The organism is Roseateles sp. P5_E8, assembly GCF_054177665.1.
This window is the reverse complement of record NZ_JBGCUM010000043.1, coordinates 25,944-50,824: the sequence shown is the minus strand read 5'-3', so window position 1 is coordinate 50,824 and position 24,881 is coordinate 25,944. Positions and strand designations below refer to the sequence as shown.

The 24,881-nt window shown below is 70.2% G+C and carries 26 protein-coding genes; 9 read left to right on the top strand and 17 right to left on the bottom strand.

The genetic code is table 11. The annotated features are described in order from the left end of the window. On the bottom strand, positions 1 to 323 hold a 323-nt coding region (locus tag ACXRVZ_RS20770), incomplete at its 3' end, for a TolC family protein (protein WP_458232780.1). Next, complete coding sequence (locus tag ACXRVZ_RS20765) at positions 320 to 970, bottom strand: TetR/AcrR family transcriptional regulator (RefSeq protein ID WP_457424062.1); 651 nt, start codon at positions 968 to 970, stop codon at positions 320 to 322. The genes ACXRVZ_RS20770 and ACXRVZ_RS20765, both read right to left, overlap by 4 nt. 153 nt (positions 971 to 1,123) lie before the next feature. Between ACXRVZ_RS20765 and ACXRVZ_RS20760 the strand changes: the two genes are divergently transcribed. Beyond that, positions 1,124 to 1,540: a hypothetical protein gene (locus ACXRVZ_RS20760; protein WP_457424060.1), complete on the top strand. Its 417-nt coding sequence runs from the start codon at positions 1,124 to 1,126 to the stop codon at positions 1,538 to 1,540. Positions 1,541 to 1,555: 15 nt separating this feature from the next. Here ACXRVZ_RS20760 and ACXRVZ_RS20755 read toward each other — a convergent pair whose 3' ends face one another. Further along, positions 1,556 to 2,593 (bottom strand): asparaginase, encoded by a 1,038-nt coding sequence (locus ACXRVZ_RS20755; RefSeq protein ID WP_457424058.1) that lies wholly within the window; start codon positions 2,591 to 2,593, stop codon positions 1,556 to 1,558. Between the two features lie 240 nt (positions 2,594 to 2,833). On the opposite strand from ACXRVZ_RS20755, the gene ACXRVZ_RS20750 reads away from it, so the two are divergent. Beyond that, positions 2,834 to 5,473 carry a LuxR C-terminal-related transcriptional regulator gene (locus ACXRVZ_RS20750; RefSeq protein ID WP_458232779.1) on the top strand — a complete coding sequence of 880 codons (2,640 nt, stop codon included), beginning with the start codon at positions 2,834 to 2,836 and terminating at the stop codon, positions 5,471 to 5,473. On the opposite strand, the gene ACXRVZ_RS20745 is transcribed toward ACXRVZ_RS20750, so the two are convergent. Further along, complete coding sequence (locus ACXRVZ_RS20745; protein ID WP_457424054.1) at positions 5,440 to 6,120, bottom strand: hemerythrin domain-containing protein; 681 nt, start codon at positions 6,118 to 6,120, stop codon at positions 5,440 to 5,442. The two genes, ACXRVZ_RS20750 and ACXRVZ_RS20745, sit on opposite strands and share 34 nt — an antisense overlap. Positions 6,121 to 6,300: 180 nt before the next feature. Here ACXRVZ_RS20745 and ACXRVZ_RS20740 point away from each other — a divergent pair, with 180 nt between their 5' ends. From ACXRVZ_RS20740 to ACXRVZ_RS20730, 3 genes are read left to right on the top strand one after another with little or no spacing between them, the layout of a single operon-like run. Continuing rightward, positions 6,301 to 7,128, top strand: a complete 828-nt coding sequence (locus ACXRVZ_RS20740; protein ID WP_457424052.1) for a hypothetical protein — start codon at positions 6,301 to 6,303, stop codon at positions 7,126 to 7,128. Beyond that, a complete protein-coding gene (locus ACXRVZ_RS20735) occupies positions 7,125 to 7,664 on the top strand; it encodes a c-type cytochrome (RefSeq protein WP_457424050.1) in 540 nt (179 codons plus the stop codon). The genes ACXRVZ_RS20740 and ACXRVZ_RS20735 overlap by 4 nt, the downstream gene beginning before the upstream one ends. A 29-nt stretch (positions 7,665 to 7,693) precedes the next feature. After that, positions 7,694 to 8,137 (top strand): hypothetical protein, encoded by a 444-nt coding sequence (locus tag ACXRVZ_RS20730; RefSeq protein WP_457424048.1) that lies wholly within the window; start codon positions 7,694 to 7,696, stop codon positions 8,135 to 8,137. 83 nt (positions 8,138 to 8,220) lie between these two features. Here ACXRVZ_RS20730 and ACXRVZ_RS20725 read toward each other — a convergent pair whose 3' ends face one another. The 4 genes from ACXRVZ_RS20725 to ACXRVZ_RS20710 form a co-directional block, all read right to left on the bottom strand. Next, entirely contained in the window at positions 8,221 to 9,105 is an 885-nt protein-coding gene (locus ACXRVZ_RS20725; protein ID WP_457424046.1) for a hypothetical protein, read from the bottom strand. A 400-nt stretch (positions 9,106 to 9,505) separates the two neighbouring features. Further along, positions 9,506 to 10,030, bottom strand: coding sequence for a YcnI family copper-binding membrane protein (locus ACXRVZ_RS20720; protein WP_458232778.1), 525 nt, complete (start codon positions 10,028 to 10,030; stop codon positions 9,506 to 9,508). After that, complete coding sequence (locus tag ACXRVZ_RS20715; RefSeq protein WP_458232777.1) at positions 10,027 to 12,321, bottom strand: TonB-dependent receptor; 2,295 nt, start codon at positions 12,319 to 12,321, stop codon at positions 10,027 to 10,029. Before ACXRVZ_RS20715 ends, ACXRVZ_RS20720 begins: the two co-directional genes overlap by 4 nt. Positions 12,322 to 12,395: 74 nt before the next feature. After that, a complete protein-coding gene (locus ACXRVZ_RS20710) occupies positions 12,396 to 12,797 on the bottom strand; it encodes a DUF2946 family protein (protein WP_457424040.1) in 402 nt (133 codons plus the stop codon). A gap of 80 nt (positions 12,798 to 12,877) precedes the next feature. On the opposite strand from ACXRVZ_RS20710, the gene ACXRVZ_RS20705 reads away from it, so the two are divergent. From ACXRVZ_RS20705 to ACXRVZ_RS20690, 4 genes are read left to right on the top strand one after another with little or no spacing between them, the layout of a single operon-like run. Further along, positions 12,878 to 13,441: a TlpA disulfide reductase family protein gene (locus tag ACXRVZ_RS20705; RefSeq protein ID WP_457424038.1), complete on the top strand. Its 564-nt coding sequence runs from the start codon at positions 12,878 to 12,880 to the stop codon at positions 13,439 to 13,441. A gap of 44 nt (positions 13,442 to 13,485) precedes the next feature. Further along, complete coding sequence (locus tag ACXRVZ_RS20700; RefSeq protein ID WP_457424036.1) at positions 13,486 to 14,118, top strand: hypothetical protein; 633 nt, start codon at positions 13,486 to 13,488, stop codon at positions 14,116 to 14,118. Between the two features lies 1 nt (position 14,119). Continuing rightward, positions 14,120 to 14,908, top strand: coding sequence for a hypothetical protein (locus tag ACXRVZ_RS20695; protein WP_457424034.1), 789 nt, complete (start codon positions 14,120 to 14,122; stop codon positions 14,906 to 14,908). Beyond that, positions 14,908 to 16,176 carry a hypothetical protein gene (locus tag ACXRVZ_RS20690; RefSeq protein WP_458232776.1) on the top strand — a complete coding sequence of 423 codons (1,269 nt, stop codon included), beginning with the start codon at positions 14,908 to 14,910 and terminating at the stop codon, positions 16,174 to 16,176. The genes ACXRVZ_RS20695 and ACXRVZ_RS20690 overlap by 1 nt, the downstream gene beginning before the upstream one ends. Here the strand turns inward: ACXRVZ_RS20690 and ACXRVZ_RS20685 are convergent. The 9 genes from ACXRVZ_RS20685 to ACXRVZ_RS20645 all read right to left on the bottom strand — a co-directional run bounded on the left by ACXRVZ_RS20685 (position 16,173) and on the right by ACXRVZ_RS20645 (position 24,880). Beyond that, the gene (locus ACXRVZ_RS20685; RefSeq protein ID WP_457424030.1) at positions 16,173 to 17,150 is read right to left on the bottom strand and encodes a porin; all 978 of its coding nucleotides are present in this window, start codon (positions 17,148 to 17,150) and stop codon (positions 16,173 to 16,175) included. The genes ACXRVZ_RS20690 and ACXRVZ_RS20685 overlap by 4 nt on opposite strands. A gap of 25 nt (positions 17,151 to 17,175) precedes the next feature. Continuing rightward, complete coding sequence (locus ACXRVZ_RS20680) at positions 17,176 to 17,937, bottom strand: ABC transporter permease (RefSeq protein WP_457424028.1); 762 nt, start codon at positions 17,935 to 17,937, stop codon at positions 17,176 to 17,178. Further along, positions 17,934 to 18,848, bottom strand: a complete 915-nt coding sequence (locus ACXRVZ_RS20675; RefSeq protein ID WP_457424026.1) for an ABC transporter ATP-binding protein — start codon at positions 18,846 to 18,848, stop codon at positions 17,934 to 17,936. The genes ACXRVZ_RS20680 and ACXRVZ_RS20675 overlap by 4 nt, the downstream gene beginning before the upstream one ends. After that, positions 18,845 to 19,879, bottom strand: coding sequence for an ABC transporter substrate-binding protein (locus ACXRVZ_RS20670; RefSeq protein WP_458232775.1), 1,035 nt, complete (start codon positions 19,877 to 19,879; stop codon positions 18,845 to 18,847). Before ACXRVZ_RS20670 ends, ACXRVZ_RS20675 begins: the two co-directional genes overlap by 4 nt. A gap of 154 nt (positions 19,880 to 20,033) precedes the next feature. Beyond that, complete coding sequence (locus tag ACXRVZ_RS20665; protein ID WP_457424022.1) at positions 20,034 to 21,011, bottom strand: isopenicillin N synthase family dioxygenase; 978 nt, start codon at positions 21,009 to 21,011, stop codon at positions 20,034 to 20,036. Positions 21,012 to 21,023: 12 nt separating this feature from the next. After that, the gene (locus ACXRVZ_RS20660) at positions 21,024 to 21,512 is read right to left on the bottom strand and encodes a nucleoside deaminase (RefSeq protein WP_457424020.1); all 489 of its coding nucleotides are present in this window, start codon (positions 21,510 to 21,512) and stop codon (positions 21,024 to 21,026) included. Between the two features lie 5 nt (positions 21,513 to 21,517). Then, positions 21,518 to 22,549: an ABC transporter substrate-binding protein gene (locus tag ACXRVZ_RS20655; protein ID WP_457424018.1), complete on the bottom strand. Its 1,032-nt coding sequence runs from the start codon at positions 22,547 to 22,549 to the stop codon at positions 21,518 to 21,520. A gap of 110 nt (positions 22,550 to 22,659) precedes the next feature. Then, entirely contained in the window at positions 22,660 to 23,613 is a 954-nt protein-coding gene (locus ACXRVZ_RS20650; protein ID WP_457424016.1) for a LysR family transcriptional regulator, read from the bottom strand. 34 nt (positions 23,614 to 23,647) lie between these two features. Further along, on the bottom strand, positions 23,648 to 24,880 hold the full coding sequence (locus ACXRVZ_RS20645) for an ArgE/DapE family deacylase (RefSeq protein WP_457424014.1): 1,233 nt from the start codon (positions 24,878 to 24,880) through the stop codon (positions 23,648 to 23,650). Between the last annotated feature and the right edge of the window lies 1 nt (position 24,881).

The window sequence follows — 24,881 nt, the reverse complement described above, 5'->3', positions numbered from 1 at the left end:
CGCTGGGCCTGGGCGCCGGCCGAGAGTTGCGGCAGCAGCGCGGAGCGCGCCTGCGCGGCGCCGGCCTCGGCCTGACGGCGGCGTGCGGCGGCCTGGGCCAGCGTCGGGCTCTGGGCCTGGGCGCGCTCGATCAGGCGGGCCAGTTGCGGGTCGCTGAAGGCCTGCCACCAGTTGCTGAGCGCAGCGGTGCTGCCGCCGTGCGGCAGGGGCGAGCGCCAGGCTTCAGGGATAGCCGCGGATGCGGGCGGCGCGGCGGGCGGGGCGGTCGTGCAGGCAGCGAGCAGCGCCAGCATGGACGCGGCGAGGAGGGGGCGTGTCTTCATTGGGAGGCGTGGCGTTTGCGTTCGTAGTCGACCAGCGCGCAGCCCCAGTCCGCCAGGCGGCGGCAGGTCTGTTCCAGCAGCGGGTCGTCGGCCAGCAGTTCGGGGTGGAAGGCGTCCAGCATCGGCCGGGTCATGGAGTAGTCGTGGGCCATGGCCTGCAGGCCCATGGCGAGCTGGTGGATGGCGGCCGTGGGTTCGGCAAGCCCCGCGTGGCGGGCCAGCAGGCGGGCGAAGCGGTCGAAGATGGGCCCGACGTCGCGCGCCACTGCTTCCATGAAGATGGGGCTGGGCGCCTGCATCTCGCGGAAGAACAGCTGCGCGCTGCAGGCGCCGTCGTCAAACAAAAAGGGCTGGATGAAGCGGCAGATGGACTCGTGCAGGCTCAGGGCCGGCTCGTCGAAGCCGGCCAGCTGCCGGTGCAGCTCGACGACGGGCAGGCGCAGCACCTCGCGGTAGAGGCCGTCCTTGTCGCCGAAGTGGTAGTGGATGGCGCCGGGGTTCACGCCGGCCGCGGCGCAGATCTCGCGCGTCGTCACCGCGTCAAAACCGCGCTCGGCAAACAGCCGCATCGCCTCGGCCAGCAGACGGTCGCGGGCGGGCAGGGGTTCGGGGCTCGCGGGTGTCGGCGCGGTGGGTTGAGCGGGCATGGGGCTGGAATGTAGCAGCCAACCAAGCGCTTGCTTGGTTTCGTTTTGTATCGTTTTATGCACAGGCTGGAGCCGTCGTGGGAACGGTGGTTGCCGGGTTATGGGAGCGGCATCCGCCGCACTTGCCGTCCAAACCCACCTTGGAGAGTCACCATGAGCAAGAGATTCAACCCCTTGAGCACCGGCGTTGCTATTGCAACTGCCGGCCTGATCCTCGGCATTGCCGGTTGCGCGGGCACGCGGACCGACACCGCCGGTCTGTCGCGCGAGTCGACGGACAACTCGCAGGCCGTCGTGGCCCAGGCCGACACGCCCGTCATGCCGGCCCCGGTGGCAACCGTGGCCGCCGCACCGGTCATCGAGCCCGCACCCGCCGCTGTGCCCATGGCCAGCGACACGGCAGCGATCCCGCCGGCCGATCAGGCGCCCGCCATCACCACCACAACAACAACCACCTATCCGAGCAGCCCCGAGCCCTCGACCAGCGTGAGCACCACCACCACGACGCCGGCAGCGCCCGTCACTACGGTTAACGAAGAGCCATTGCCGCCCCGCAGCGACCGCAACTGAGCGACAGACAGCCGCTCAGGACTGCGGCGCCAACGCCCGCGTGAGCGCCTGCGCGGGCCGCAGCGAGCCTACGTCAACGCCGCGCCAGTTGCGCAGCGGGAGGTGGCTGTAGCCCTGCAGTAGATCGTCCTCGGCCCTCAGCAGCGCCGCAGCCACGGCGGCCATGGCCGCCTCGGCGGCGCGGGCGGCGCCGTCGTCGATCTTCATCGCCACGCCCAGGCCCAGTTCGGGCAGCGCCGCGCAGTAAACGCCCTCGGCGCCGATCTTGCAGAACAGGCGCTCAGCGAAGGCTTGCATGACGCGCGTGTCGAAACGGTCCGTGCCCCCCACCATGAAGGGCGCCCGTGCGACCGCCTCGCGCAGCCGGCGCGCCGCGCGGCCGTTGGCGGCGGACAGGCCTTGGCCCGTGCCGGCGCGCGCAAAGGCCAGCGCGAGTGCCCGCAGCGGCAGCGCAAAGGTCGGGATGGAGCAGCCATCGATGCCGCGCGGCGCCTGCTCCACGTCGACGCCGGTAGCTGCCGACAGCGCCGCCGACACCTCGCGCATGACCGGGTGTGTTGCGGCGATGTAGCCACGTGCGAACTCGGCCGGGTCGGTGCCTGCGTTGCGCGCCATCAGGCAAGCCACGCAGACAAAGCCGCTGTGCTTGCCCGAGCAGTTGTTGTGCAGCGCCGTGGCCTGCTCGCCGCGCGCCACCATGCCGCGCAGCACCGGCTCGCGGCCGGGCCACTGGGTGCCGCATTCGAGCGCGGTCTCGTCCAGGCCGAGCTTGGCGAGTACACCGGCGGCCGTGGCCACATGTTCAGGTTCGCCGCTGTGGGAGGCACAGGCCAGGGCCAGCTCTTCATCGCTGAGTTGATAGGCCTCGGCCGCACCGCTGGCCACCAGCGGCAGCGCCTGCAACAGCTTGACCGCCGAGCGCGGGAAGATAAGCCGGTCGATGTCGCCCAGGGCTGTGTGCACGGCACCCGAGGCGTCGACGATGGCGAGCGCGCCGGCATGGAGTGATTCGACGGCGCCGCCGCGCAGGACTTCGATGAGGACGGGGTTCATGCCCGCATCATCCACAAAAGAAAAGGCCCGGTGCGTTTCGCATCGGGCCTTTATGTCGGTCATCGCCTGTAGTGCAACTCTTCAGCTGCAACTCTGGCTCTCGACGATTCAAATCTAGTCGAGCTTGCTCCACATGGGCAGGTGAGCAAGGCCGCATGAACGCGTAGGAGAAGACCCTGGCACTTCAGTCGCCAGCTTCAAACCGAGGTGCCCCGCCGACCGCACCTATCATTTCCCGCCATGGCCCTCGCCCACACCAAGACCCGCGCTCCGCGCCCCCGCGAGGGCATGCTGTTGCCTCGCCCGGCCTTGCTGGCCGATGTCGCGCGGGCACTGGACGCCCAGCGCGTGCTGCTCATCTGCGCCCCCGCCGGCTACGGCAAGACGGCCCTGCTGACCCAGGCCCTGGCCGCGCAGTCCGCCGAGACGGCTGTCGCCTGGGTGGCACTGGACGAGGGCGACGATCTGGGCAGACTGCTGGACTGCCTGTTCGCGGCCTTCGAGCCCTATGACCCGCCCTGGCGCACGGCTCCCGAGGGCCTGCGCGATGCGGCACTGCGCGGCGGCGCCGAGATCGTCACGGTGGCCGACGCCATGCTGAACGCGCTGGAGGCTTGCGAGGTGACGCACGGCCTCATCGTGCTGGACGACGCGCACCACCTCGTCGACACGGCCTCGCTGCAGTTCCTGGACCGCTGGCTGGCCCGCATGGGCGAGCGCTGGCGCCTCGTGCTGAGCGCGCGCCACGAGCCGGCGCTGCGCCTGGCGCGGCTGCGAGCCACCGGCGAGCTGGCCGATCTGGGCGCGACCGAGCTGGCGCTGGCGCGCGGCGAGGTCGAGCAGCTGGCGCAGGCGGCGGGCCTGGACGGCAGCGCCGCAGCCGGCCTCTACGAACGCTGCCAGGGCTGGCCCGCCGGGCTGCGCCTGGCCCTCGGCATGAGCCAGGGCCAGCGCTTGCCCGCGGCCATCGACCGCGCCACCTTCGACTACCTCGCCGCCGAGGTGCTGGACCGTCTGGAGGCTGGCCTGCGCGGCTTCCTGCTGCGCACCAGCGTGCTGCACGAGCTGGACGCGGCGCGCTGCCAGGCCCTGGGCGAGGACGCGAATGCCGCGGGCTGGCTGGCGGAGATGGAGCGGCTGTCGCTGTTCGTCACCGTCGTCGACCTCGCACCGCACACGCTGCGCCTGCACCAGCTCTTCCGCGACATGCTGCAGCAGCGCCTGCGCCAGGAGCAGCCCGAAGTGCACCGCCAGATGCTGGAGCGCGCCGCCGTGCTGGAGACCGACGCGCTGCGTCGCCAGAGCCTGCTGCTGGCCGCCGGCCGGCCGGAGCGCGCGGCCGAGCTGCTGCTGGGCGACGGCGCGCTTCTGATGAACCAGCTCGGCGCGCAAGGCCTGCTGGACCTGACGCGCCGCTTCGATCCGGCCTTCGCCGAGGCGAGCCCCGAGCTGCACCGCGTGAAGGCGCTGAGCCTGTGGGTGCTGTGGGAGGCGCAGCAGGCCGAGTGGCACCTCAGCCGCGCCGAGGTGCTGTTCGAGGCCCGCGGCGATGAGGCGGGGTTGCGCGCCTCGAGCGCCCACCGCAGCATCCTGCTGATCGCACAGGGCCGGCTGCGCGAGGCCGAGGCGCTGCTGCGCGACCTCGACCCTTTCGCGCTGAGTGGCGAGCTGCGCCGCATGACGCTGCTGGGCCGCATGTGGCATGCGATGGAGAGTTGCCACTTCGACGCCGTGGCGCCGCTGATGGACTCCCTCGTCACGGAGCTGCTGCAGAGCGCGTCCCTGGAGGCCTGGTACACCGGCTCGCCGGCGCCACGGCAAATCAGCTGCGCCGGCATTGCGCCGGTGGTGGAGCGCTGGTACCGCGGCGCCCTGCAGGTGCTGGGCGACCGGCCGCTGCCCTTCGGTGTCAACGCCCACATGGCCCAGGCCTGGAACCTGTTCTGGCAGGGGCGGGTGGCGGAGTGCCGGCAGCTCCTGGCGCGTGCCGAGGCCGATGCGGCGTGGTTCGGTCGGCTCATCATCGCCCGCAACCACGGCCAGGCGCTGCACGCGATGCTGGAGCTCCTCCAGGGTCGGCACGACTCGGCGCTGCATCTGATGCGGCTGCGGCTGGCCGAGCATGTGCCGGGCTATGGCAGCTGGGGTGAATGGCATGCCACCTTCTTCATGAGCCGCATGGCCGCGGCTGGCGGCAACCGCGTGGCCCTGAGCGAGGGCTTGGAGCGGCTGGCCCGCCTGGGCGCGGACCTCCCCGACCTGACCATGCCGCACCGCCCCCGGCCGCTGCTGGGCCTGCAGGCTCAGCTTGCTGCGCTGGAGGGCCGGCGCGACGAGGCCATCGTCGCCTGGCGTGGCCTGCTGGCCGATGGTGAAGGCGGCGACCTGCTCGGCCAGTTGAATGAAACGCGGCTGCGCCTGGCCGCTGCGCTGCTGGACGGCGGCGACAGGCAAGGTGCGGCACAAGCCCTGGCGCCGGCCCTGGCCCGCCGCGAGCCCGGCGGGCTGCTGTGGGCTGCGCCGCAGCTGCTGCGGATGGCGCAGGAGGACTGGGTCGGCCTGCTGGACGCCGCCGACCTGGCCCGCCTGCGCGGCTGGGCCGATGCCGTGCGGCCCGCGACCGTGGCCGTGGCTGTCGAAGCGCTGCCGAGCGCACCGGTCGACGAGCGCCTGTCCCAACGCGRGGCCGAGGTCATCGCCCAGATCGCCGCCGGCGCCAGCAACAAGCACATCGCCCGCGCGCTGGACCTCAGCCCTCACACCGTCAAGCGGCATGTGGCCAACATCCTTGACAAGCTGGGGCTGAACTCACGCGGCGAGGCGGCGGCCTGGTGGAACCAGCGTGGTCACGCGGCCACCAGGCCCGGCACGCTCGCCTGACCCAGCGCCCGGCACAGCTTGGCCCAGGCCGTGTCGTTGAGCAGCGCCCGCGCCGAGGCGAGTACCGGGGCCTGTACCGCGGGCGGCATGCTGGCGACGACCATGGCCCGCTCGGCGGGGTTGAGTGCCGGGATCATCCAGCGCAGCGTCTCGCTCATCTCGCGCGGGGCGATGCTGGCCATGATGCGGCCGTGGATGTCGAACAGCTCGGCGTCCGAGTAGGCCGCCCACAGCGCCTGGTTGTGGCGGCTCTCTTCCACGGCCATGTGCTCGAAGTTGTGCGCCACGAAGGCCGCGAAGCGCCGGTACAGCCGCTGCGCCGCGCCCGCTGACGGCATGGCCCGCAGCGCGGCGGATTCGGCCCGCAGCGCGCCGATGCTGTCCAGATGCTCCTCATGCTCCGCCTCGATGGCCGCGCTGGCGCCGGCGCGGCGGGCCTCGATGGCGGGGTGGACGAACTGGTTCTCCTTGTCGATGTGGTGGCGGGCGGCGTCCAGCAGCGCGTCCAACTGGGCCAGGCTCGCGGCCAGGTCCAGCGGGTCGTCGATGTCGATGCGGCTCAGCTGCTGCAGCGTGTCGCTCATGAACAGGCGCAAGGCCTTGTGGATGTGGGCGTAGAGGTCCAGGCGCGGGGCGATGGTGGTCATGGTGAGTCCTTAAGGCCGGCGTGAAGTTGGAAGAGGAGGCCGGATGCCCGGCAGTGTTCCGGCCGGCGCCGCGCTTGCCATCGCTCCGACGGGCCATGCGCGATGGGCCAGGGCCATGGCCCGTCGCATGGCTCTTAGTGGCGATGCCGGCGCCCGGGCGGCTCGGCAAAGTGCCCAGCCATGCACCGCCTCGTCCTCTCCCTGCTGCTCTGCGCCGCCGCCCCCGCCTGGGCGACGCTGCTCGAGCGCCTCAGCCAGACCGGCCTGGGCGGGCCCGGCGTGCGCGCCTTCGAGCCGCGCTTCGCGCTGTGGTCGGACGGCGCGTCCAAGCGGCGCTGGATCGCGCTGCCGCCCGGCGGCCAGGTGGACGCCAGCCAGCCCGACGCCTGGCGCTTCCCTACTGGCACGCGGCTGTGGAAGGAGTTCAGCGTCGACGGCCGGCCGGTGGAGACGCCGCACTTCGTGCTCGGCGCCGATGGCCGCTGGGAGTTCGCCAGCTATGTCTGGAACGGCGACGACGCGGTGCGCGCCCCCGCCCGTGGCCTGACGCTGACCCTGCCCGGCGGCCGGCGCTATGACGTGCCGTCGATCGGCGACTGCATGGCCTGCCACGCCGGCGCGCGCAGCCCGGTACTGGGCTTCGCGGCCCTGCAACTGGGCCCGGCCGTGCCGGCGCTGCTGCGCGACGGCCTGCTGAAGAACGCGCCCGCCGCCTGGGCCACGCAGGCGCCTGACTTCATTGCCAGCAACTCCGTCGAGCACGCCGCCCGCGGCTATCTCCACGGCAACTGCGCCCACTGCCATTTCGATGGTGGCGTGCCGGTGCCGCTGCGCTTGGCGCTGGACGTGGGCCAGCCGCCCGCGCCGGTGGACGCGGCCAAGGTGCTCAGGCGTGCCGGCACCCGCAACCCCTACCAGCAGATGCCGCCCCTGGGCACCCGCGACCTCGATGCCCAGGGCCTGGCGTTGTTGGCCCATCACTTCAACCCGGAGACCTCCCGCCCATGAAAGCCTTGATCCCTGTCCTCATCCTGCTGGCCGGCACCGCCCAGGCCGCCGACCGCATCGAGCGCGGTCAGTACCTCGTCAACACCAGCGGCTGCAGGGACTGCCACACGCCGTTGAAGATGGGTGCCCACGGCCCGGAGCCCGACATGGCGCGGGCACTGTCAGGTCACCCGCAGGACTTCGTCATCACCGCGCCGGTCGCGCCACCGCCGGGGCCGTGGATGGTGGTCACGGCCGCCACCGCGACGGCCTACTCCGGCCCCTGGGGCGTGAGCTTCTCGGCCAACCTGACGCCGGACGTCGAGACCGGGCTGGGCCGCTGGAGCGAGAACGACTTCGTGCAGACCATCCGCACCGGCCGCCACCTCGGCCGCGGCCGGCCGGTGCTGCCGCCCATGCCCATCCCTGTCTACAGCCAGATGACGGACGACGACCTCAAGGCCGTGTTCGCCTACCTGAAGAGCCTGCCGCCCGTCCGCAACAAGGTGCCGGAGCCCCTCGCGCCGCTTGCGCCGATGGCGGCCATCCGTCCCTGACCCTTCCGACTGACATCAAGGAGATATCCATGAAGCGCTTCATTTCTTCGGCCCCGCTGGGCCTGTTCACCGCCCTCGTGTCCGCCCTCGGCATCGTTGCCGCCGGTGTGCTGAGCCTGCCGTCCGAGGCCTTTGCGGCCGCATCGCCTTGCGACGACAAGGCCGCGCTGCAGCGCCGGCTGGACGACTTCGACGCGCGCTGGAACGCCAGCGACGCATGGGGCCTGACGGCGCAGTTCGCGATGGACGGCAGCCTCGGCGCGGCTGGCGCGGTTGGCCGGCAGGCGGTGTACGGTGAGCTGGTCGAACGGCTGGGCCGTTCATCGCCGCCGAGGCAGACGCGGGTGGTGCGGGCGGTGGACGCGGGGCAGGCCTGCCTGGTGGATGTGACGGTGCGCAGTGGGGAGCGAAGCGAGGCGGGGGTGTTCTTGCTGGCGCATGGGCGTGATGGTGGGGTCGTGGCGGTGCGCTGAGGCAGCGCGCCCGGCCTGGGAGCGTGGGCGGCCTACTTGCGTCTCAAAGGCAATTTGCCTTGTCGGCGTGAGGTCGTCGTTGCCTACTTCGGCTTCGCCTTCGCCGGCCAGCGCCGGAAGTCGTACCAGAGCTCCGGACGTTCGGCAGGCGTGGCGGTGCCGGGTGTGAGCAGCGGATTGGTGAGATCGATCACCACGCGCTCATGCAGGCGCGCACGGCGTAACCGTTCGCCGAAGTAGCTTTCAAAGAGCTTGTCAAAGCTGCCATCGGCTATCGCCTGGTTCAGTCCGCGCTCGATGTCGGCGGCAAGCTTCGTGGCCTTGCGGTTCACCATGAAGTAGGCGTCATAGGGATAGTGCAGCACCACGTGCGACTCCACCTCGAAGCGGGCCGAGCGCTCCTCCAGTTCATCCCAGACCTCGGTCAACCCACGGGGAAAGTAGTCGAATCGTTCTCCCTGCAGCATGTTGAAGAGCGCCAGATAGGCCGAGCCAGCCACGACCGGAATGCCGTTGGCGCGCAGGATCTCAGTGTCCGGCCAGCCCTGGCCTTGGCCTACCCGCAGTTGCTGAAGCTGCTGCAGTGAGTTGAGCGACGCAAACCGTGCCTGATCTCCGTGCCGGATGAGGCCAATCCGCCAACCGAGCATGCCGCGATTGACGGGGATGCGGATCGCCAGCAGGCGGGCTTCGCGCTCGGGCGAGGCAGGAATGGGCGCCACGTCGATCATGCGCCCCGCCTCCAGCTCAAGGACCTGGCGCTCCTGGTTCATGGTGACACCCGCATGCTCGATCCGGTACTCGGTGCCGCAGCGCGCCAACGCCAGCGCCAGCAATTGATCGGCGTAGACCGACCGACGGTCTTCCCGAACCTCGGGGCGCGGAATGCGCACAACCTCGACGGCTGCCGCAGTCTGCACCGCCGCCGCAAACCACAGTGCCACGCAGAATCGAGCGAGCACTGTCATGACGAGCTCCTGCTGCTGCAACAGGTAGCGATGCTACCGGTCAGTTCCCGGAAGGCCGCCGCGCACGCCGAGTGGCGTTTGCATGTGGGAAAAGTAAAGCCCCGAGCGGCCAAGGCCGTTCGGGGCGAAAGAGCGCTTCACACCGCCCGAGACATTCACCTTGCGGTGAGCGTAGGGCTGCGGCGTTCATCACAGCGCAGGTGGCTGGCGCGGGCGACACCGGGGGGTGACGCAGTGCGGGCCGGAACTCGTGCTTTCGTGGTCGTGTGCGGCTCGCGGTGCCGCCTCGCCAGGGGCCGCAACGTTGCCGGGGGCCATGCACTGGTGACGGGATGAATCATCGGCGCGCAGGCTCGCGGATGAAGCCGCGATCAGCCGGGGTCGGCCCGGCTTTTTCGCTTCAGTGGACGTGAGATTCCGCCCGAGCCGGCACTACCTTCAGCTGCACCGCCGGTGCCCGTGGCTTTGGCGTCGCGGTGCTCGRCACCTCGGCCCAATTCCACTCGCCCTGGGTGCACACCTGCCGCACCTGGAACCAGACCTCCCCGGGCTCTGCCGGCAACGAGGCGCGCAGCACAAACTCGTCGTACCACGCGTCCAGCAGGTAGTTGGCCTCGCCATTGGCCACCCAGCGGGCCTCGGCCAGCTCGTCGATGACGGGCTTGCCGTGGCTGTCGTAAGGGGTTTTGAGTGCCCGACGCTTGGTCGTCAGCGTCCAGCCGGGCTTGGGCATGGGCTTGGCGCCGAGCAAACCCTCGGGCAGCGTGACGACGATCTCCTTCGTTGCCGCGCCGCCCTCGCAGCCGTGGCCGACCTTGAAGACGGCGCGGTAGCTGCTGCCGGCCGGGGCTTCGGGCTGCTCCAGCGCGATGTGGGCCTGGGCGCTCGCAGCAGCGAACAACGTGAGTGCAGCGAGATTTTTCATAGATCGAAGCGGAGGTTGGCCAGCACGGTGCGGCCGGGGTAGGGGTGGAAGTTCCAGTACTCGGCATTGTTCAGGTTGTCCACACCGAGGCTGGCGCTCCATTGGCGGTTGATGCGCCAGGCGAGCTTCACATCGGCCGTGAAGTAGCGGCTGAAGCCCTGGTAGGCCATGCCGTTGAAGTCGGCGTTGTTGAGGTTGCCGTATTGCCGGCTACCGTAGCGCGCGCCCAGGCTTGCGTCCAGCGTGGGGGTGATCGCATAGCTGACCAGCGCGCTGGCCCGCCAGCGCGGCACGCGCGGCTGCTGCTGGCCAATCGTGTCGCCTGCGGTCGCGACGAAGCCGGCGTTCTCCTTGATGGTCGAGTCGGCAAATGTCAGGCTGGCCTGCCAGCGCCAGGCCTTGCCCACGTCGCCACGGCCGACCAGTTCCAGCCCCAGCGTCTCGATGCGGGCGATGTTCTGCACGCTGGACACCGTCTTGCCGTTGATGACGCTGGCCTGGCTGTAGAGGGCGTTACGCGTGTTCTCGTGGAAGACGGTGGCGCGCAGCTCGCCGGCCTCGGCATGCCACAGCGCCGACAGCTCGCGCGTCCAGCCGCGTTCGGCCTTCAGGTCGGGGTTGGTGACGGGGTCGCCCTCGACGTAGGCGCCGGTGGCGCTGAGGCCGCCCTGGAAGAGTTCGCCCACCGTGGGCCAGCGCACGGCGCGACCGACGCTGACGCGCAGGTCCAGCGCGTCGCTGGCGGCCCAGCCGAGTGCGGCCTTGGGCGAGAGGGCGCTTTCGCGGCGGCCGGCATAGCTCACCGTCTGGCCGCTGGCCGCAGTCTTGCTGCCGTTCTGCGCCTGCCAGCTCTCCTGGCGCAGGCCCAGCACGGCACGCAGGCCGGGCGTCAGGTCCAGCACGCGCTGGGCGAAGGCGCTGGTCAGCGTGGTTTCGCCATTGAAGGCGGTGAAGGGTGTCAGCGTGCCCTCGTTCAGCCAATCGCTGGCGTCGTCGACGCGCTGGCGCCAGACATGGTGCTCGCGTTGCAGCCCGCCCTCCCAGCCGCTCACCGAGGCCTTGGCGGCCAGCGTCGTCCAGCCGCTGCCGTCCAGCCGCGTGATGCGCCCGGCGCCACCGGTGCGGGCCAGCGGTTRGGCGCTGCGGTCCTTGGCGTAGTCATAGTGGCTGGCGGCGAGTTCCCAGTTCAAACCATCGGCCACGCTGCGCTTGAGCGTAGCGCCGAGGATGCGGTGCTCGGCTTCGTCATGCGTCAGGCCGAACTCGTTGGCGGCCAGCGTGTAGCCACGGCCGTCGATGCTGACGGCCCCCGTCGTGACGGCATTACCGGCCGCGTCGCGCAGCCAGCTCTGGCTGCTCGCATCGCCGCTGTTGCGCCACAGGCCCAGCAGGGCTTGCGCGCGCAACTCGGTCGTGGGCTGCCAGGCCAGGCGCAGTTTGGCCTGGTCCTGCACCGTGTGCATCTGTGTGGCCGAGCCGAGCAGCCACCAGGGCTGGCCGAAGCGGTCCTGGCCGGCCACGGCACCGGTCACCGGCTGGGCATTGCCGGCGGGCGCTGTGGTGGCGACGGCGCGGGTCGGGAAGGTCAGCGGCTGGCCTTCGTTGTCGTGGCGCGAGAGGCTCAGCCACCAGCTCCAGTCGCCCGCCTTGTCGCCCAGCGACGCGCTGGCGTGCCGGCCTTGGTAGCTGGTGTCATCGCCGCCATAGCGCCAGCGCTGGCTGTAGAGGCCGACCTCGGCGTGGGCCTCGAAGGCCTGGGGCCGGCGGGTCTGGTAGTCGACGACGGCGCCCACCGAGTTGCCGCTGTAGGCCGCCGAGAAGGGGCCGTAGAGCACGTCCACGCGGGCGATCTCCTCGGCGCCGACCAGGCCCCAGCGCGGCGTGAAGGCCGCGCCGTTGCCCAGCAGGTTGGCCAGCGGGATGCCGTCGACAAAGACGAGCGCCCGCGCGTTGTTGCCCGTGCCCGAGGCGCGGGTGGACAGCACGGCGTGGTTGTAGTCGCCGGGGTAGCGCTTGCGCACCAGCAGGCTGGGCAGGTACTTGAGCGCGTCCTCGGCGTCGGTGGCGTTGATGCTGCGCGCGATGTCGGCGGCGGTGACGCCCTCCAGCGTCGTCGGGATGACGGTGGGCAGCGACGTGGACGAGGCGCCGTTGACGGTGACCAGGCCGAGGGCGGTACGGGGGGCGGGTTCCTGGACGGCGGCGACGTGCGCTTCGGGGGCGCAGTCGTCGCAGGCCCAAGCGTTGGCGGCGCAAAGAGCGGCCGCCAGCGCGAGCGGGTGGAGTTTCATGGATCAGGGCAAGCAAGAGTCGGCCGCGCGGGTGCGGCGGCATCCACCGCAGCAGCGGTGGCGGGGCAGGGGACTCAGGCTTGCGCGGGTGGCGCGCGGGCGCTGGCGGGCCGCCAGGCGTGGCCGGTGACCGGTGCGGTCCAGAAGCGCTCGGGCACCTCGGCCACGAGGTCGTCGCGCAGCAGCAGCGCGGGTACCGGGGGCGGACCGGCCCCGTCTGCGCCGCCGATGTGGCAGGCCGGGCAATGGCCGTGGGCCAGCAGGTCCAGCGCCGCCTCGATGGGTTTTGGCTGGGCCGCCTTGCCGTTGACGCTGGGCGCACGGCAGATGTCCTGCCAAGCCGAGAAGTCGCCCCGCGCATGCGCCAGCGCTGCGCTGATGCCCGGCGCCAGCAGGCCCAGCACCAGCACGGCCAGCAGCCACCAGGACTGGCGGCGCAGGTGGGCGCTGCTGAGGGCGCGATGGAGGGCGGGCATGTCGCGATTCTAGGCAGCGCCATCGCTTGCCTAAGATCGCGCTCGTCCGGTGCCTGACGCGCCTGACCAAGGGAGATGACATGAACAACGAACTGCACCGGCGCGGCCTGCTGGCCTGGGCCGGCCTGGCGACGCTGACTGGCTCCGTGCGAGCCGAGGACAAGCCGAAGCCACCGCCACTGGAGCGCGTGCCGCTGGACGTGCCGCTGGGCAAGACGCTGGACGGCAAGACCGTGCGCCTGTCCGACTTCGAAGGCATGCCGGTGGTCGTGTTCTTCTGGGCGTCCTGGTGCCCGCATTGCCGCAACGAGTTGCCGCAGATGGAGCGGCTTCAGATCGCGGCCAGGAAGGAGCGCGTGCGCGTCGTCGCGGTCAACGTCGAGGAGCGGGACGTGTTCCGCCCACTGCACCGGGGGTTGGCGGAGAAGATGCAGATGCAGCACATCTATGACCCGGACGGTGCCGCTGCCAAGGCCTTTGCCAAGGCGAATGGCGTGCCCTACACCGTGGTAGTGCGCGGGGACGGCACCATCGCCACCACGATGTCCGGCTGGTGCGAGACCGGTTGCCTCGAAGACATCATCAAGCACGTCAATGGCGCGCTGGCCGCCAGGGCCACAGCCGCCAGCGCGCCCGCTAGCTGAATTAGGGTTGTGCGGCGCGTACCCGCAGGCACACACTGCGCGCCATGGACGCCCCCGCCCCGCCCCCCAAGCCGCTGCCGGCCCGCTTTCTCGGCTGGATGGGTGCCGAGGCGCCCAAGCTGCTGGCCGGCATCGTCACCCTGGTGCTGGGCTTCTGGATCAAGGACTCGGTGGACCTGGCCGTCAAGCAGGGCCAGCTCAACCTGAGCTACACGAAAGAGATGCTGGTGGTGCTGCAAAAGCTCACCGAGGAGGAGGACCTCGGCAAGCTCAACAACAGCGCCGTCGTGCTGGCTTCCTTCGGCGAGCCCGCGCTGCCGGCCCTGCTGATGGAGCTGCGCCGCACCGACCTGCACGCCGTGGCCGCCACGCGGGGCCTGGAGGCCATGGCCGTGCGCGACGCCGAGCTGCTGTGCCGCGTGCTGCCGCCGCTGCTGCTCAAACGCAACCAGCATTACGACATCAGCGCCCACCGCACGCTGGTGGGCTTGATCGGCGACAACGGCTGCCGCAAGGCGCTGCCGCAACTGCGCCGCTACCGCGACCTCGTCAACGCGGCGGTGGCGGGCAAGCCCGACGAGTTGCGCCAGCGCATCGGTGGCGACATCGCCGCGCCGGCCGAGGCGTATCCGCGCCTGAAGCAGACGGTGGACGAAGCCATAGCGAACTTGGAATGAAATGAAAACCTTCCTGCTTGTGCTGCTGCTGTGCGCCAACACCCAGGCCGCCGTCGTCAACTGCCCTGCCGCGCCGGGCAGCTTCACCGTGCTGCTCAGCGAGCCCAGCGGCGGCGCCATGCCCGACCGCGCGGCCATCGAGCGTTTCCTGAACAAGCTGCAGTTCGAGCTGGACCAGGAACGCGACGAGCAATGGATCAACCCCGGTGCGACGCCCGTGGCCTTTCGTGCCTGCCCCAAGCGGTCGCCGGCGCTGGACGGCAGCGAGTTCAGCCCCGAACTCGTCGAGCAGCTCAATGACCAGCGCGTGCTGCTGGAGGTCTGGGGCGCGGTGGACCGCGACGGCACGCCGCCGGTGCTGTCCGCGCAGATCAACTACCTGCTCGTGCCGCTGCGCTTTGCCGCCGACCAGCGCGAGACGGTGCCGGCAGGGCTGCAGCGCCTGCGTTACCCCGAGGCCGGCGCCGTGCCCGCCCAGGACGCCGTGCAACTCGTCTCCCGCCCGCTGGACCTGGACGCCTTCGTCGCCACCGCCCTGGGCCTGAAGCTGCTGCGCGAGCGCGCCTACGAGCCGGCCCACGCCAACCTCTGCCGTGCCCACAGCCTGCTTGGCGCCATGCTCAAGCGCGGGCTGGCCGGGCGAGCCAAGACCGAGCTGACGGCGCTGCGCGAGCATGTGCACGCCAGCGCCGCCCGCACGCTGCGCGAGGCCTTGCTCGACCCGGCCTACCCCAAGGCCGGCGTGCTGCGCCTGCATCAGCCGGCCCAGCCCTGTGCAGGGAACGAATGATGCTGCGCCGTTTCCTTACCCTGTTCCTGGCACTGCTGCTCGCCACCTCGGCGCAGGCGGCGATGTTCAACCGCGACTGCTCCGACCCCGTCGTCTTCCGCGGCGCGGCCGTCAACGCGCTGGTGCTGCCCTGGCGGGTAGACGGCGGCTCGCCCCGCTTGCAGGCGGCCAGCCGGCAGATCTCGTCGCTGGCCCATCTGCAGCTGCTGATGGCCATGCTGCCCATAGGCTCGGTCGGCGCCGTGGACCTGCTGGCCGAACACGGCGCCGTCTGCGACGTGGAGCAGGTGTTGCTGCGCGTCAGCCGTGGCGGTGTGCAGGGCGGCACGCTGGCGCCGGGCCAGGCCGTGCTGGCCATCTGGGGCCGGCTCTTCGAGCAGGACGGCGAACTCTTCGTGCAGACCTATCTGCGCTTTGCCCGCCAAGGTGAGGGCGGCCTCACGCCGGAGCGCATCGCGCTGAGCTGGGGTGGCGCCGAGCTGCAGGCCGGCCTGCCCATGCAGGCGCTGTCCTTTGCGCCGCGGCGCATCTCGCTGGCCGACCTGGCCCGCATCGACGCCGCCTGCCGCGAGGCGCTGCGTGTGCGGCCGTCGCCGGACGCGGCTTTGCCGGGCGTGGCCTTCGGCGCTTCGGCCAGGCAGAGCTTCCCCTACTGGATCACCGGGTCGCGCGGCGACTGGATGCAGTTGGAGCCCATGCGACCGGGCCTGCCGGCCGGCTGGGTGCTGGCCCGCGCGGGCGAAGGCCAACCGGACTGGTCTCTCGCGCGCTGGCTGCCCGAGCTGGCCTACGCCGAAGCCGTGGCTGGCTGGCTGCGCCTGCAGGTGGGGGGAATGCCCGAGCCAGAGCGCGCCAGCTTGGCACGCGGCGTGGACGCCGCCCTGGCCCGCTACGAGGCCGCCGTGCCGGCCGACCAGGCACCCGCCGCCTGGGGCCTGGCCGCCGCGCTGCGCGGCCAACTTGCCTGGACCCAGGGCGACCGCCGCGCGGCCACTGCGCTTTTTGCCGCTGCCAAGGAGCGCCTGCCGGCCTCAGCCGCCGCCGCCAACCTCGCCGCCGTGACCGCCCTCACAAACGTGCAGGGCAGCCCGGACAGCGCTCAGCGCCTGAACCGCAGCCTGCTCGGGGCGCTGGCGATGGCGCCGGACGACGCCATGCTGCGCGCCAACCTCGCGGCGCTCTACCGCGTCTATGCCGACAAGCCCGGCTGGAGCCCTTTCGGTGCGGCTGAGCTGGCGCAGCGGCAGCAGGTGCTGAAGCCGCGTTAAAACCGGTGGCGCATGCCCACCGAATAGCTTTCGCCCGTCGACTGCCCACTCAGCTTGTCGCTCATGGCCATCGCATACAGGTCAGTGCGCTTGGACAGGAAGTAGTCGTAGCCCACGGTCCAGGTCTTGCGGCCGGCACCCGCGCTGGGGCTGATCTGGCCGTACTGGGCCAGCACCTTGCCGAGGCCTATGGGCACGCTCACGCCGCCCTCGTAGATCTTGTAGTCGATCTTCCTGGTGTCGTTGGTGGCCTTGGCGTACTGGCCGAAGACCTTGACCATGCCAAAGTCGTAGGAGCCGTTGCCCTGCCAGACCGTCGTGTCGTCCACGGCCGTGGCGCCGTCCTTCTGCGCCTTCTGGTAGACCAGCGCGGCGGCCAGCGGGCCGCTGACATAGGTGCCGCTGGCGGCCACGTTGCGGCCGCCCACGCCTTCACCGGCGGCAACCAGGGCCGTGGCGGTGAAGCCGCTGAAGTTGGGCGTCGTGTACATCACCGAGTCGCTCCAGCCCGAGTCGCCGGTGACGGTGTTGCTGCTGAAGATGTGGCGGATGCTGGGCGAGTAGCCGAAGGAGTCGCCGAAGGGATTGAAGCTCAGCGTAGCGACGAACAGGTTGGTCGTGTTGCGGCCGGCCTTGAGCGTGCCCCACTCCTTGCTGGTCAGCCCGACGAAGGCATTGCGGGCCCAGAAGCCGTCGCCGGTGAAGCGGCCGCTCTGCCCGGTGTCGGCGCGCAGGAAGCTGTCGATCTGGAAGATGGCCGCGAGGCCGCCGCCCAGGTCTTCGTTGCCGCGAAAGCCGAAGAAGCTCGTCGACATCTTGCCGCTTTCGGCGCCCTTCACCGAGCCCGTCGCGCCGGGCGCCTTGGTGCTGCCGACGCTCATGTCGACCAGGCCGTAGAGAGTCACGCTGCTCTGGGCCAGCGCCGGGCCGGCTGAGCATGCGATCAGGGCGGCCAGCAGGGTCTTCTTTTTCATCTTTGGGTTCTCCTCGTTATAGAAATCAGTTTTGGCCGCGGTGCGCCCAGCCGGTCATGCGGCGTTCGACGACGGCAAAGAATTCGTACATGGCCATGGCCATTGCGCCCACCACCAGCAGGCCGGCGAAGGCCAGGCCCATCTGCATGGACGAGCCGGCCGAGATCAGCAGGTAGCCGATGCCTTCGTTGGAGGCGGTCATCTCCGACACCGTTGTGCCGACGAAGGCCAGCGTGATGGACACCTTCAGCGCGCCGAAGAAGTAGGGCATGGAGCGCGGCAGGCCGACCTTCCACAGCACGTCGGTGCGCTTGGCGCCGAGCACGCGCAGCACGTCCTCCAGCTCCGGCTCCAGCGTGGCCAGGCCGGTGGCGATGTTGACCATGATGGGGAAGAAGCTGATGAGGAACGCCGTCAGCACGGCCGGCCCCACGCCGATGCCGAACCACACCACCAGGATGGGCACGAAGGCCGCCTTGGGCAGCGCGTTGAAGGCCGTCATCAGCGGGTACATGGCGTCGTAGGCCAGCCGCGAGCTGCCCATCAGGCAGCCCAGCAGCACGCCCACGACGATGGAGATGCCGAAGCCCAGCATCGTCACCCACCAGGTGCGCCAGGCGTGGCCGAGGATGGTGGTGTGGTGCTCCCAGAACTGCTGCGCGATGCGCGACGGGCTGGGGAAGAGGAACTCCGACACGTCGAACAGGCCGCAGACGCTCTGCCAGATGGCGAGGATGAGGACGAGCAGGATCCAGTGGGCCTGCTTTTGAAGTCGGCGAGCCTTCATTGCGAGATCTCCGCGCCAGCCTTCTTCAGCGCGCCGATGTGGCCGCGCAGCTCCAGCACGATCTCGCCGAACTCGGGCGTGTAGGTCACGTCCAGCTCGCGGGGGCGTGGCAGCGGCACGTCGCGCTTCAGCAGGAAGCGGCCCGGGCTGCGCGTCATCACGTAGATGCTGTCGGCCAGGAAGACCGACTCGCGCAGGTCGTGCGTGACCAGGATGACGTTGAAGCCCTGCGCCGCCTGCAGGTCGCGCAGGATGCACCACAGCTCTTCGCGCGTGAAGGCGTCCAGCGCGCCGAAGGGCTCGTCCAGCAGCAGCAACTGGGGCTCGTGGATGAGGGCGCGGCAGATGCTGGCGCGCTGCTGCATGCCGCCGGACAGCTGCCAGGGGAACTTGTCTTCATAGCCGGCCAGGCCGACGCGGGCCAGCAGCGCGCGGGCGCGGGCCTCGAACTCGGCGCGCTTGGTCTTCAGCTCGGAGCGGAAGGGCTCGACGATTTCCAGCGGCAGCATCACGTTGGCCAGCGTCGTGCGCCAGGGCAGCAGCGAGGCCGACTGGAAGGCCATGCCGCTGATCTTCAGCGGGCCGTGCACGGTCTTGCCATCCACACGGATCTCGCCGCGGGACGGCGGCTTCAGCCCGGTGGCCAGCTTCATGAAGGTGGACTTGCCGCAGCCCGACGGCCCGACGATGGCGATGAACTCGCCGCGGGCGACCTTCAGGTCGATGGCCTCGACGGCGAACTTGCCTTGCGCGAGCAGCTCGTCGTTGTAGGCCAGCCAGACGTCGCGGAAGTCGACGAATGGAGCGACGACCGCCTTGTCTGCGCTGCCGGTGCTGCCGGCGCTGGCACCACCGGCCTCGGCCGGTCGTTCGACCGCACGCGGGCGGCCGTTGGGCCCATAGACCCTCATTTCTTCACCGGCGGCAGGATGTTCAACTCGGCCGTGCTGGGCAGGAAGCTGCCGTTCCACACGGCGCCAGCGTCCACGCGCGTCTTGGTGCCGTAGGTGTCGGACACCTGGCTGGCCATCAGCGACAGGCGCCCCGCGTTCAGCTGGCCGAAGCCCTCGGTGCGCGCATCAGGGCTGGCGATGGCGTCGGCGATGGCCATGCGCAGGCGGCGCTTCTCCAGGTCGACGTTGATGATGCCGTCGCGCTCCTTGACGAAGGCGATCGCGTCGTCCGGCTTGGCCAGCACTTCCTTGGCGCCCTTGGTGAAGGCGCGCAGGAAGGCTTTCAGCGCCTCCGGTTTTTCCTTGATGAACTTGGGGCTGGCGATGACGACGTTGCCGTACAGCTTCACGCCGTTCTCGGCGTAGGGGAACAGCGTCACATCTGCCGCCTTCACGCCGCGTGCCTCCAGGTTGAGCAGCGACGTGAACGAGAAGCCGGTGATCGCGTCCACGTCGCCGCGCATCAGCATGGTTTCGCGCAGCGGCGGGTCCATGCTGACCCAGGTCACCGCGCCCAGCTTGTTGGCCTTGGACAGGATGGGGAAGCCGCGCCGGCCGGCGTCGAACACCGGCGCGCCGAGCTTCTTGCCGKTCAGGTCGGCCRGSGTCTTKATGCCSSWCTTCTTSAGCGYCAGCACSGCGGCCGGCGTGTTGTTGTAGACCACCATGACGGCGACCGGTTTGTTCGGCGCGTCGGGGTTGTTGGCGTGGAACTCCATCAGCGCAGCCATGTCCGCAAAGCCGATGTCGTAGGCGCCGGAGGCCACGCGCGTCACCGCGCCGCCCGAGCCGTTGCCGGCGTCCACGCTCACGTCCAGCTTTTCGGCCTTGAAGTAACCCTTGGCCGCCGGCAGCAGGAACAGCGCCGCGGGGCCTTCAAAGCGCCAGTCGAGCTGGAACTTGATCGGCGTGTCCTGTGCCTGTGCGAGCGGCGCGGCGAGCAAGGCGAAGGCGGTGATCAGCTTGCCGACGTGCTGGGAGAAGGTCATTCGGTTTCCTTGAGGGGGCGAGCGATGCGGTGCTTCCACGCAATACACAAGTTCCATGCCTGCGGTGGTGCGGGACGTTGCGGCCTTGCGGCATTGCCTGCACCACGGGAGAGCGAGGCTCGACGGCCTTTCGCCCCGATGTAGTGCGGTGGTGTCAGTACTTGGCGAAGTTCGCCGCTACACGCTGCTGCAAATAGTCTTCCGCAGTGATTGGCGGGTACTTCCCCGACGGGCTTTCGATCAGCACGTCGCGGTTGGCCTGCGCGAAGAAGGCGAGGCTGTAGCGCGCACCCTGGTACTCATCGGCCGCAGGGTTCTTCACGCGGTGGAAGTTGGAGGGCAGTTGGTCATCGCTCCAGCGCATCAGCATGTCGCCGATGTTGCAGGTGATGAGGTCGTCGGCCGGCTTGATCGGTGTCCAGGCCTGCGACGCCATGTCCTTGCCCGGCAGCACCTGCAGGCCGCCCTGGCCGGCGCGCTGGAACAGCAGCGTGAGGCAGTCGAAGTCGGTGTGCGCGCCGGCACGCCACAGGCCGAGGCGGTCGCGCTGCGCCGGGTCGATCGCGAAGTAGTGCAGCAGGCGCAGCGTGCTCTGGTAGCCGGGCTTTGAGGGGTCGTGCGCGACGGTGAAGAAGTCGTCCGCAAAGCCCAGCTTGGCCGCGAAGCAGGACAGCACGCGCATGCCCACGGCCCAGGCCTGCTGCTCGAAGCCCAGCATCGTGGCCTGGAAGCCCGGCAGCTCGTCGTCGGGCCAGAGGCCCTCCATGTGCGGGCGGGTGATCTGGTAGGACTCCTTCTGGTCCGGCGTGCCGGTCGACGGGCGCACCTGGGCGCGGCTTTCCCAGCCGGCGTTGAATTGCTTCTTCAGCGGGTGCCGGGCCTTGACCGCGTCGGGCAGGGCGAAGAAGCGCTCGGTCTGCGCGAACGCCTGCGTGATGGCAGCCGGCGCGATGCCGTGGTTCTTCAGCTGGAAGAAGCCGACGTCGACGGCGGCGTCCCAGAGCTGGTCGGCGATCTCGGCGCGGCGGGCTTCGAAGTCGGCCAGGTCGATGACGCGCACCTCGCGCTGGTGGGTCTCGGAGCCCATCGCGCCCATGCGCGACTCTCTCTGCAGTTCCTGCATCGTGTTCATGTCAATGTCCGTTCAGCGTTGCCAGAAGGCGTTATGGGGGGCGGTGGCTTCGGCGGCGAGCGCCGGGCCGAGCACCTCGAAGGGGTGGGAAGAGGTCTTGAAGACGTCGCGGCAGGACATCTCCAGGTCGTCGGCGCCGGCCTGCAGGGCACGGAAGCCGCGCAGGCTGACGGCATCGATGCCGAAGACGACGCGCCGAATGCCAGACCAGAAGATCGCGCCTGCGCACATCACGCAGGGCTCACCGGAGGCGTACATCGTGGCGCCACCGAAGGCGCCGCGCGGGTGCGTTTGCGCGACGACTCGCAGTGCGTTGACCTCGGCGTGGCCCGTGCAGTCGCCGGTCTCGGCGTTGTCGTTGCGGGCCTCGCCGAGCACCGCGCCGCTGCCCGCGACGATGACCGCGCCGAAGGGCCGGTTGCCGCGCTCGCCGGCCTGCGCGGAGAGCTTGATGGCATGGCGCAGGTAGAGCGCGTCGGTGTCGTTCAGGGAATCACTCATGGTGATCAGGCCTTGGCCATGCGTTCCGATTGCGGCGGCAGGAAGCGCAGGTCGTAGACCGCGTCGAAAGCCGGCTTCGACTTGAGTCCGAAGGTCTCGGCGACCGAGGCGATCTGCTGCTCGGCCAGCGTGCGGTGTACGCCGCCCAGGCCGTGCTGGCGCGTGTCGGCGCCGGTCACGTAGCCGGCCGTGATGTTCCAGCGTGCGATCTCGGTTGCCGCGGCCAGCAGGGGCTCGCGGGCAATGACATGCGCCATCGCGGCTGCCGGGTCGGCCAGGGTTTCGTTCAGCCCACGCTGGGTAGCGCGCAGGAAGCCGGCAACGGCGCTCGGGTTGGCGGCGGCCAGCTTGGTCGACGTGAGGATGGCGTTGCCGTAGAGCTGCAGGCCGGCGTCCGAATACTTCAATACCGCGAGCTGCTCGACCGGCACGCGCTGGAACAGCGACACCGCGGAGTCGTGGAAGTAGGTCGCGCCGTCGACGTCGCCGCGGATGATGACGTTGTCGCGTTGCGAGAAGTCGGTCGTGACCCACTCGAACGCGTCGGTCTTCATGCCCAGGTGCTTGGCGGCCATGGGCCAGGCGCGGCGCGTCGATTCGACGGCGCCGGCGGCGATGCGCTTGCCGGCGACGCTGCGCCAGTCGTTGCCCAGGCCGCGGTCGCGTCGGCCGATGATGACGAAGGGCGCGCGGTTGTAGTACTGGTAGACGGCGCGCACGAGGTCGGCGCGGCCCGCTTCGGCGTTGAACTCGGTCAGCGCGCTGATGTCGCCGAAGCCCATGTCATAGGCGCCGCTGGCCACACGCGTGATCGACGCCACCGAGCCGTTGCCGACGTCGATGCTCACGTCCAGCCCCTGCTCGCGGTAGTAGCCCTTCGCCAGCGCAACGAAGAATGGCGCGACCTGACCGCTGACGCGGAAGTCCAGCGTGAACTTGATTGGCGTCAGCTTGGCGGTTGCGGTGGCGGCGCGTGCGGCGGCGGGAAGCGTCGGCGCGCAGGCGGCGGCGAACTTGAGCAATTGGCGGCGTTGCATGAGCGGGCTCCTGGATGAATGACTTCAGTCTAGGAACCGGCGGGGCATAGCAAAAGCCATGCGCCGGCCATGCCGCTCATATCACTCAGGCCATGCAGGCCCCGCGCTTCTCAAGCCCTCGTCAGATCCTGCGCGACGGCGCTGACCTGCTCGCGCAGCCAGCGGCTTGCCGGGCTGGCCTGGCTGCGTTCGTGCCAGAGCTGGTAGAAGTTCATCGGCGGCAGCTCGCTCGGCGCCCGCACGATCACCAGCGGCATCATGGCCGCGTAGTGTTCGGCGAAGCGGCGTGCGGTGGTGAAGACGAGGTTGGAGCGCGTCAGCACATAGGGCACGAGATTGAACTCCGGCACCGTCGCGGTGATGCGCCGCTGGTAGCCCGTCTTGGCGAGTTCGCCGTCGATGGGGCCGGTGCGTGGCGTCGCACCGGCGTGCGGCACCAGGTGGCTCATGCGCAGGTAGCGCGCGAGCGACAGCCGCCGCTCCTGCGCGAGGGGGTGGCCCTCACGCATGATGCAGACCACCTCGTCGCTGTAGAGCGGCCCCAGGCGCAGGTCCTCGCGGGGCCGCGGCTCGTTGCTGACGACCAAGTCGATGTGGCCGGCGTCCAGCGCCTGGGCGATGTCGAACGCCGGGTCGACCGGCCGCACATGGATGGCGATGCGCGAGCCCGCCGCCGTGACGCGCGCGATCACCTCGGGCAGGAAGGTTGGCGCGAGGCTGTCGGCCGAGGCGATGACGAAGGCGCGCTGCGTCGTCGCCGGGTCGAAGCCGCTGCCGGCGCTGAGCCGCGCCACCTGCGACAGGATCTCGGCCAGCGGCTCGCGCAACAGCGCGGCGCGCTCGGTCGGCACCAGGCTGGACCCGCTGCGCACCAGCAGCGGGTCGCCCATCACCGCGCGCAGGCGCTGCAGCTTGCGGCTGACCGCCGGCTGCGGCTGGCGGGTGCGCTCGGCGGCCCGCGTGACGCTGCCTTCCTGCAGCAGCACGGCCAGCAGCTGCAGGTCGGCGAGGTTCAGCGCCAGCAGCTCCTGCAGATCAGCGCCGTCACGGCGACGCGGTTTCATCGCGGGCAACCCAGTAGCGCCGATCGGGACGTGTTCATGCCCCGGAGCGGCGCTCCAGCAGCTCCGCCAGCGTGCGTGCCACCACCTGGGTGGCGCGCTTGAGGTCGTTGAGGTCCAGGTGCTCGTCCGCCCGCTTGGCATTGCTCTCCAGCACCGTGCGCGGCCCCGCGCCATAGATGGCGGCCGGGATGCCCTGGGCCGTGTAGAGGCGCACGTCGGTGTAGAGCGGCGTGCCCGAGGTCGGGATGGGCTCGCCGAAGACTTCCTCGCCGTGCTTTTGCAGCGCGGCCACCAGCCGCTCGGCGCCGGGCAGGGGCTTCATGGAGTTGGCGAGGAGCAGGCGTTTCATCTCCAGCCGGATGCCGGGGCACTGTGCCACCGTGGCCTCGATCAACGCGCGCACCTCGGCCTCGACGGCAGCGGGTTGCTCCTCCGGAATCATGCGGCGGTCCAGCTTCAGCACCACCTTGCCGGGCACGACATTGGTGTTGCTGCCGCCCTCGATGCGGCCCACGTTCAGGTAGGGGTGGGTGATGCCCTCCACCTCGGAGCGGCGCGTCTTCAGCACCTCGTTGTGGGCGTACAGCGCCGTCAGCAGCTTGGTTGCGGCCTGCAGCGCGTCCACGCCCGTCTCCGGATAGGCCGCGTGCGAGGCCAGGCCGTGCAGCGTCACCTCCATCTGCAGGCAGCCGTTGTGGGCCGTGACGACCTGGTAGCTGAAGCCGGCGGCGATCAGCAGGTCCGGCCGCGTCACGCCTTCGCGCAGCAGCCAGCCCGGGCCCAGCTCGCCGCCGAACTCCTCGTCGTAGGTGAAGTGCAGCTCCACCGCGCCGCGCATCGGCAGGCCCGAGTGTTTCAGCGCCAGCAGCGCGAAGGTGTAGGTCGCGAAGTCGCTCTTGCTGACGGCGGACGCGCGGCCGTAGAGCTTGCCGTCGACGATCTCGGCGCCATAGGGGTCGTGCGTCCACCCTTCGCCGGGCGGCACCACGTCGCCGTGGGCGTTCAGCGCGATCTTGGGGCCGTAGGTGCCGAAGCGATGGCGCACGATGAGGTTGGTGACGGACTCCATGCCGCCGCGCTTCACCACCGGCGTGGGCACGACATGCTTCTCGACGGTGAAGCCCAGCTCGGTCAGCAGCTCGGCCGTGCGGTCCGCATGCGGCGCGTTGTTGCCGGGTGGGGTGTCGGTGGGGATACGGACGAGTTCTTGGAGGAATCGGACTTGCGCGTCGAAGCGGGAAGTGATCTGCTGGTCCAGGGATGACATG

Bases quoted from the DNA above. Each gene is read 5' to 3' on its own strand.
- ACXRVZ_RS20745 (WP_457424054.1), bottom strand. From the start codon at position 6,120: ATGACCACCATCGCCCCGCGCCTGGACCTCTACGCCCACATCCACAAG.
- ACXRVZ_RS20685 (WP_457424030.1), bottom strand. From the start codon at position 17,150: ATGAAAAAGAAGACCCTGCTGGCCGCCCTGATCGCATGCTCAGCCGGC.
- ACXRVZ_RS20695 (WP_457424034.1), top strand. From the start codon at position 14,120: ATGAAAACCTTCCTGCTTGTGCTGCTGCTGTGCGCCAACACCCAGGCC.
- ACXRVZ_RS20760 (WP_457424060.1), top strand. From the start codon at position 1,124: ATGAGCAAGAGATTCAACCCCTTGAGCACCGGCGTTGCTATTGCAACT.
- ACXRVZ_RS20660 (WP_457424020.1), bottom strand. From the start codon at position 21,512: ATGAGTGATTCCCTGAACGACACCGACGCGCTCTACCTGCGCCATGCC.
- ACXRVZ_RS20655 (WP_457424018.1), bottom strand. From the start codon at position 22,549: ATGCAACGCCGCCAATTGCTCAAGTTCGCCGCCGCCTGCGCGCCGACG.
- ACXRVZ_RS20650 (WP_457424016.1), bottom strand. From the start codon at position 23,613: ATGAAACCGCGTCGCCGTGACGGCGCTGATCTGCAGGAGCTGCTGGCG.
- ACXRVZ_RS20680 (WP_457424028.1), bottom strand. From the start codon at position 17,937: ATGAAGGCTCGCCGACTTCAAAAGCAGGCCCACTGGATCCTGCTCGTC.
- ACXRVZ_RS20730 (WP_457424048.1), top strand. From the start codon at position 7,694: ATGAAGCGCTTCATTTCTTCGGCCCCGCTGGGCCTGTTCACCGCCCTC.
- ACXRVZ_RS20740 (WP_457424052.1), top strand. From the start codon at position 6,301: ATGCACCGCCTCGTCCTCTCCCTGCTGCTCTGCGCCGCCGCCCCCGCC.
- ACXRVZ_RS20690 (WP_458232776.1), top strand. From the start codon at position 14,908: ATGCTGCGCCGTTTCCTTACCCTGTTCCTGGCACTGCTGCTCGCCACC.
- ACXRVZ_RS20765 (WP_457424062.1), bottom strand. From the start codon at position 970: ATGCCCGCTCAACCCACCGCGCCGACACCCGCGAGCCCCGAACCCCTG.
- ACXRVZ_RS20725 (WP_457424046.1), bottom strand. From the start codon at position 9,105: ATGACAGTGCTCGCTCGATTCTGCGTGGCACTGTGGTTTGCGGCGGCG.
- ACXRVZ_RS20675 (WP_457424026.1), bottom strand. From the start codon at position 18,848: ATGAGGGTCTATGGGCCCAACGGCCGCCCGCGTGCGGTCGAACGACCG.
- ACXRVZ_RS20755 (WP_457424058.1), bottom strand. From the start codon at position 2,593: ATGAACCCCGTCCTCATCGAAGTCCTGCGCGGCGGCGCCGTCGAATCA.
- ACXRVZ_RS20705 (WP_457424038.1), top strand. From the start codon at position 12,878: ATGAACAACGAACTGCACCGGCGCGGCCTGCTGGCCTGGGCCGGCCTG.
- ACXRVZ_RS20710 (WP_457424040.1), bottom strand. From the start codon at position 12,797: ATGCCCGCCCTCCATCGCGCCCTCAGCAGCGCCCACCTGCGCCGCCAG.
- ACXRVZ_RS20735 (WP_457424050.1), top strand. From the start codon at position 7,125: ATGAAAGCCTTGATCCCTGTCCTCATCCTGCTGGCCGGCACCGCCCAG.
- ACXRVZ_RS20645 (WP_457424014.1), bottom strand. From the start codon at position 24,880: ATGTCATCCCTGGACCAGCAGATCACTTCCCGCTTCGACGCGCAAGTC.
- ACXRVZ_RS20700 (WP_457424036.1), top strand. From the start codon at position 13,486: ATGGACGCCCCCGCCCCGCCCCCCAAGCCGCTGCCGGCCCGCTTTCTC.
- ACXRVZ_RS20665 (WP_457424022.1), bottom strand. From the start codon at position 21,011: ATGAACACGATGCAGGAACTGCAGAGAGAGTCGCGCATGGGCGCGATG.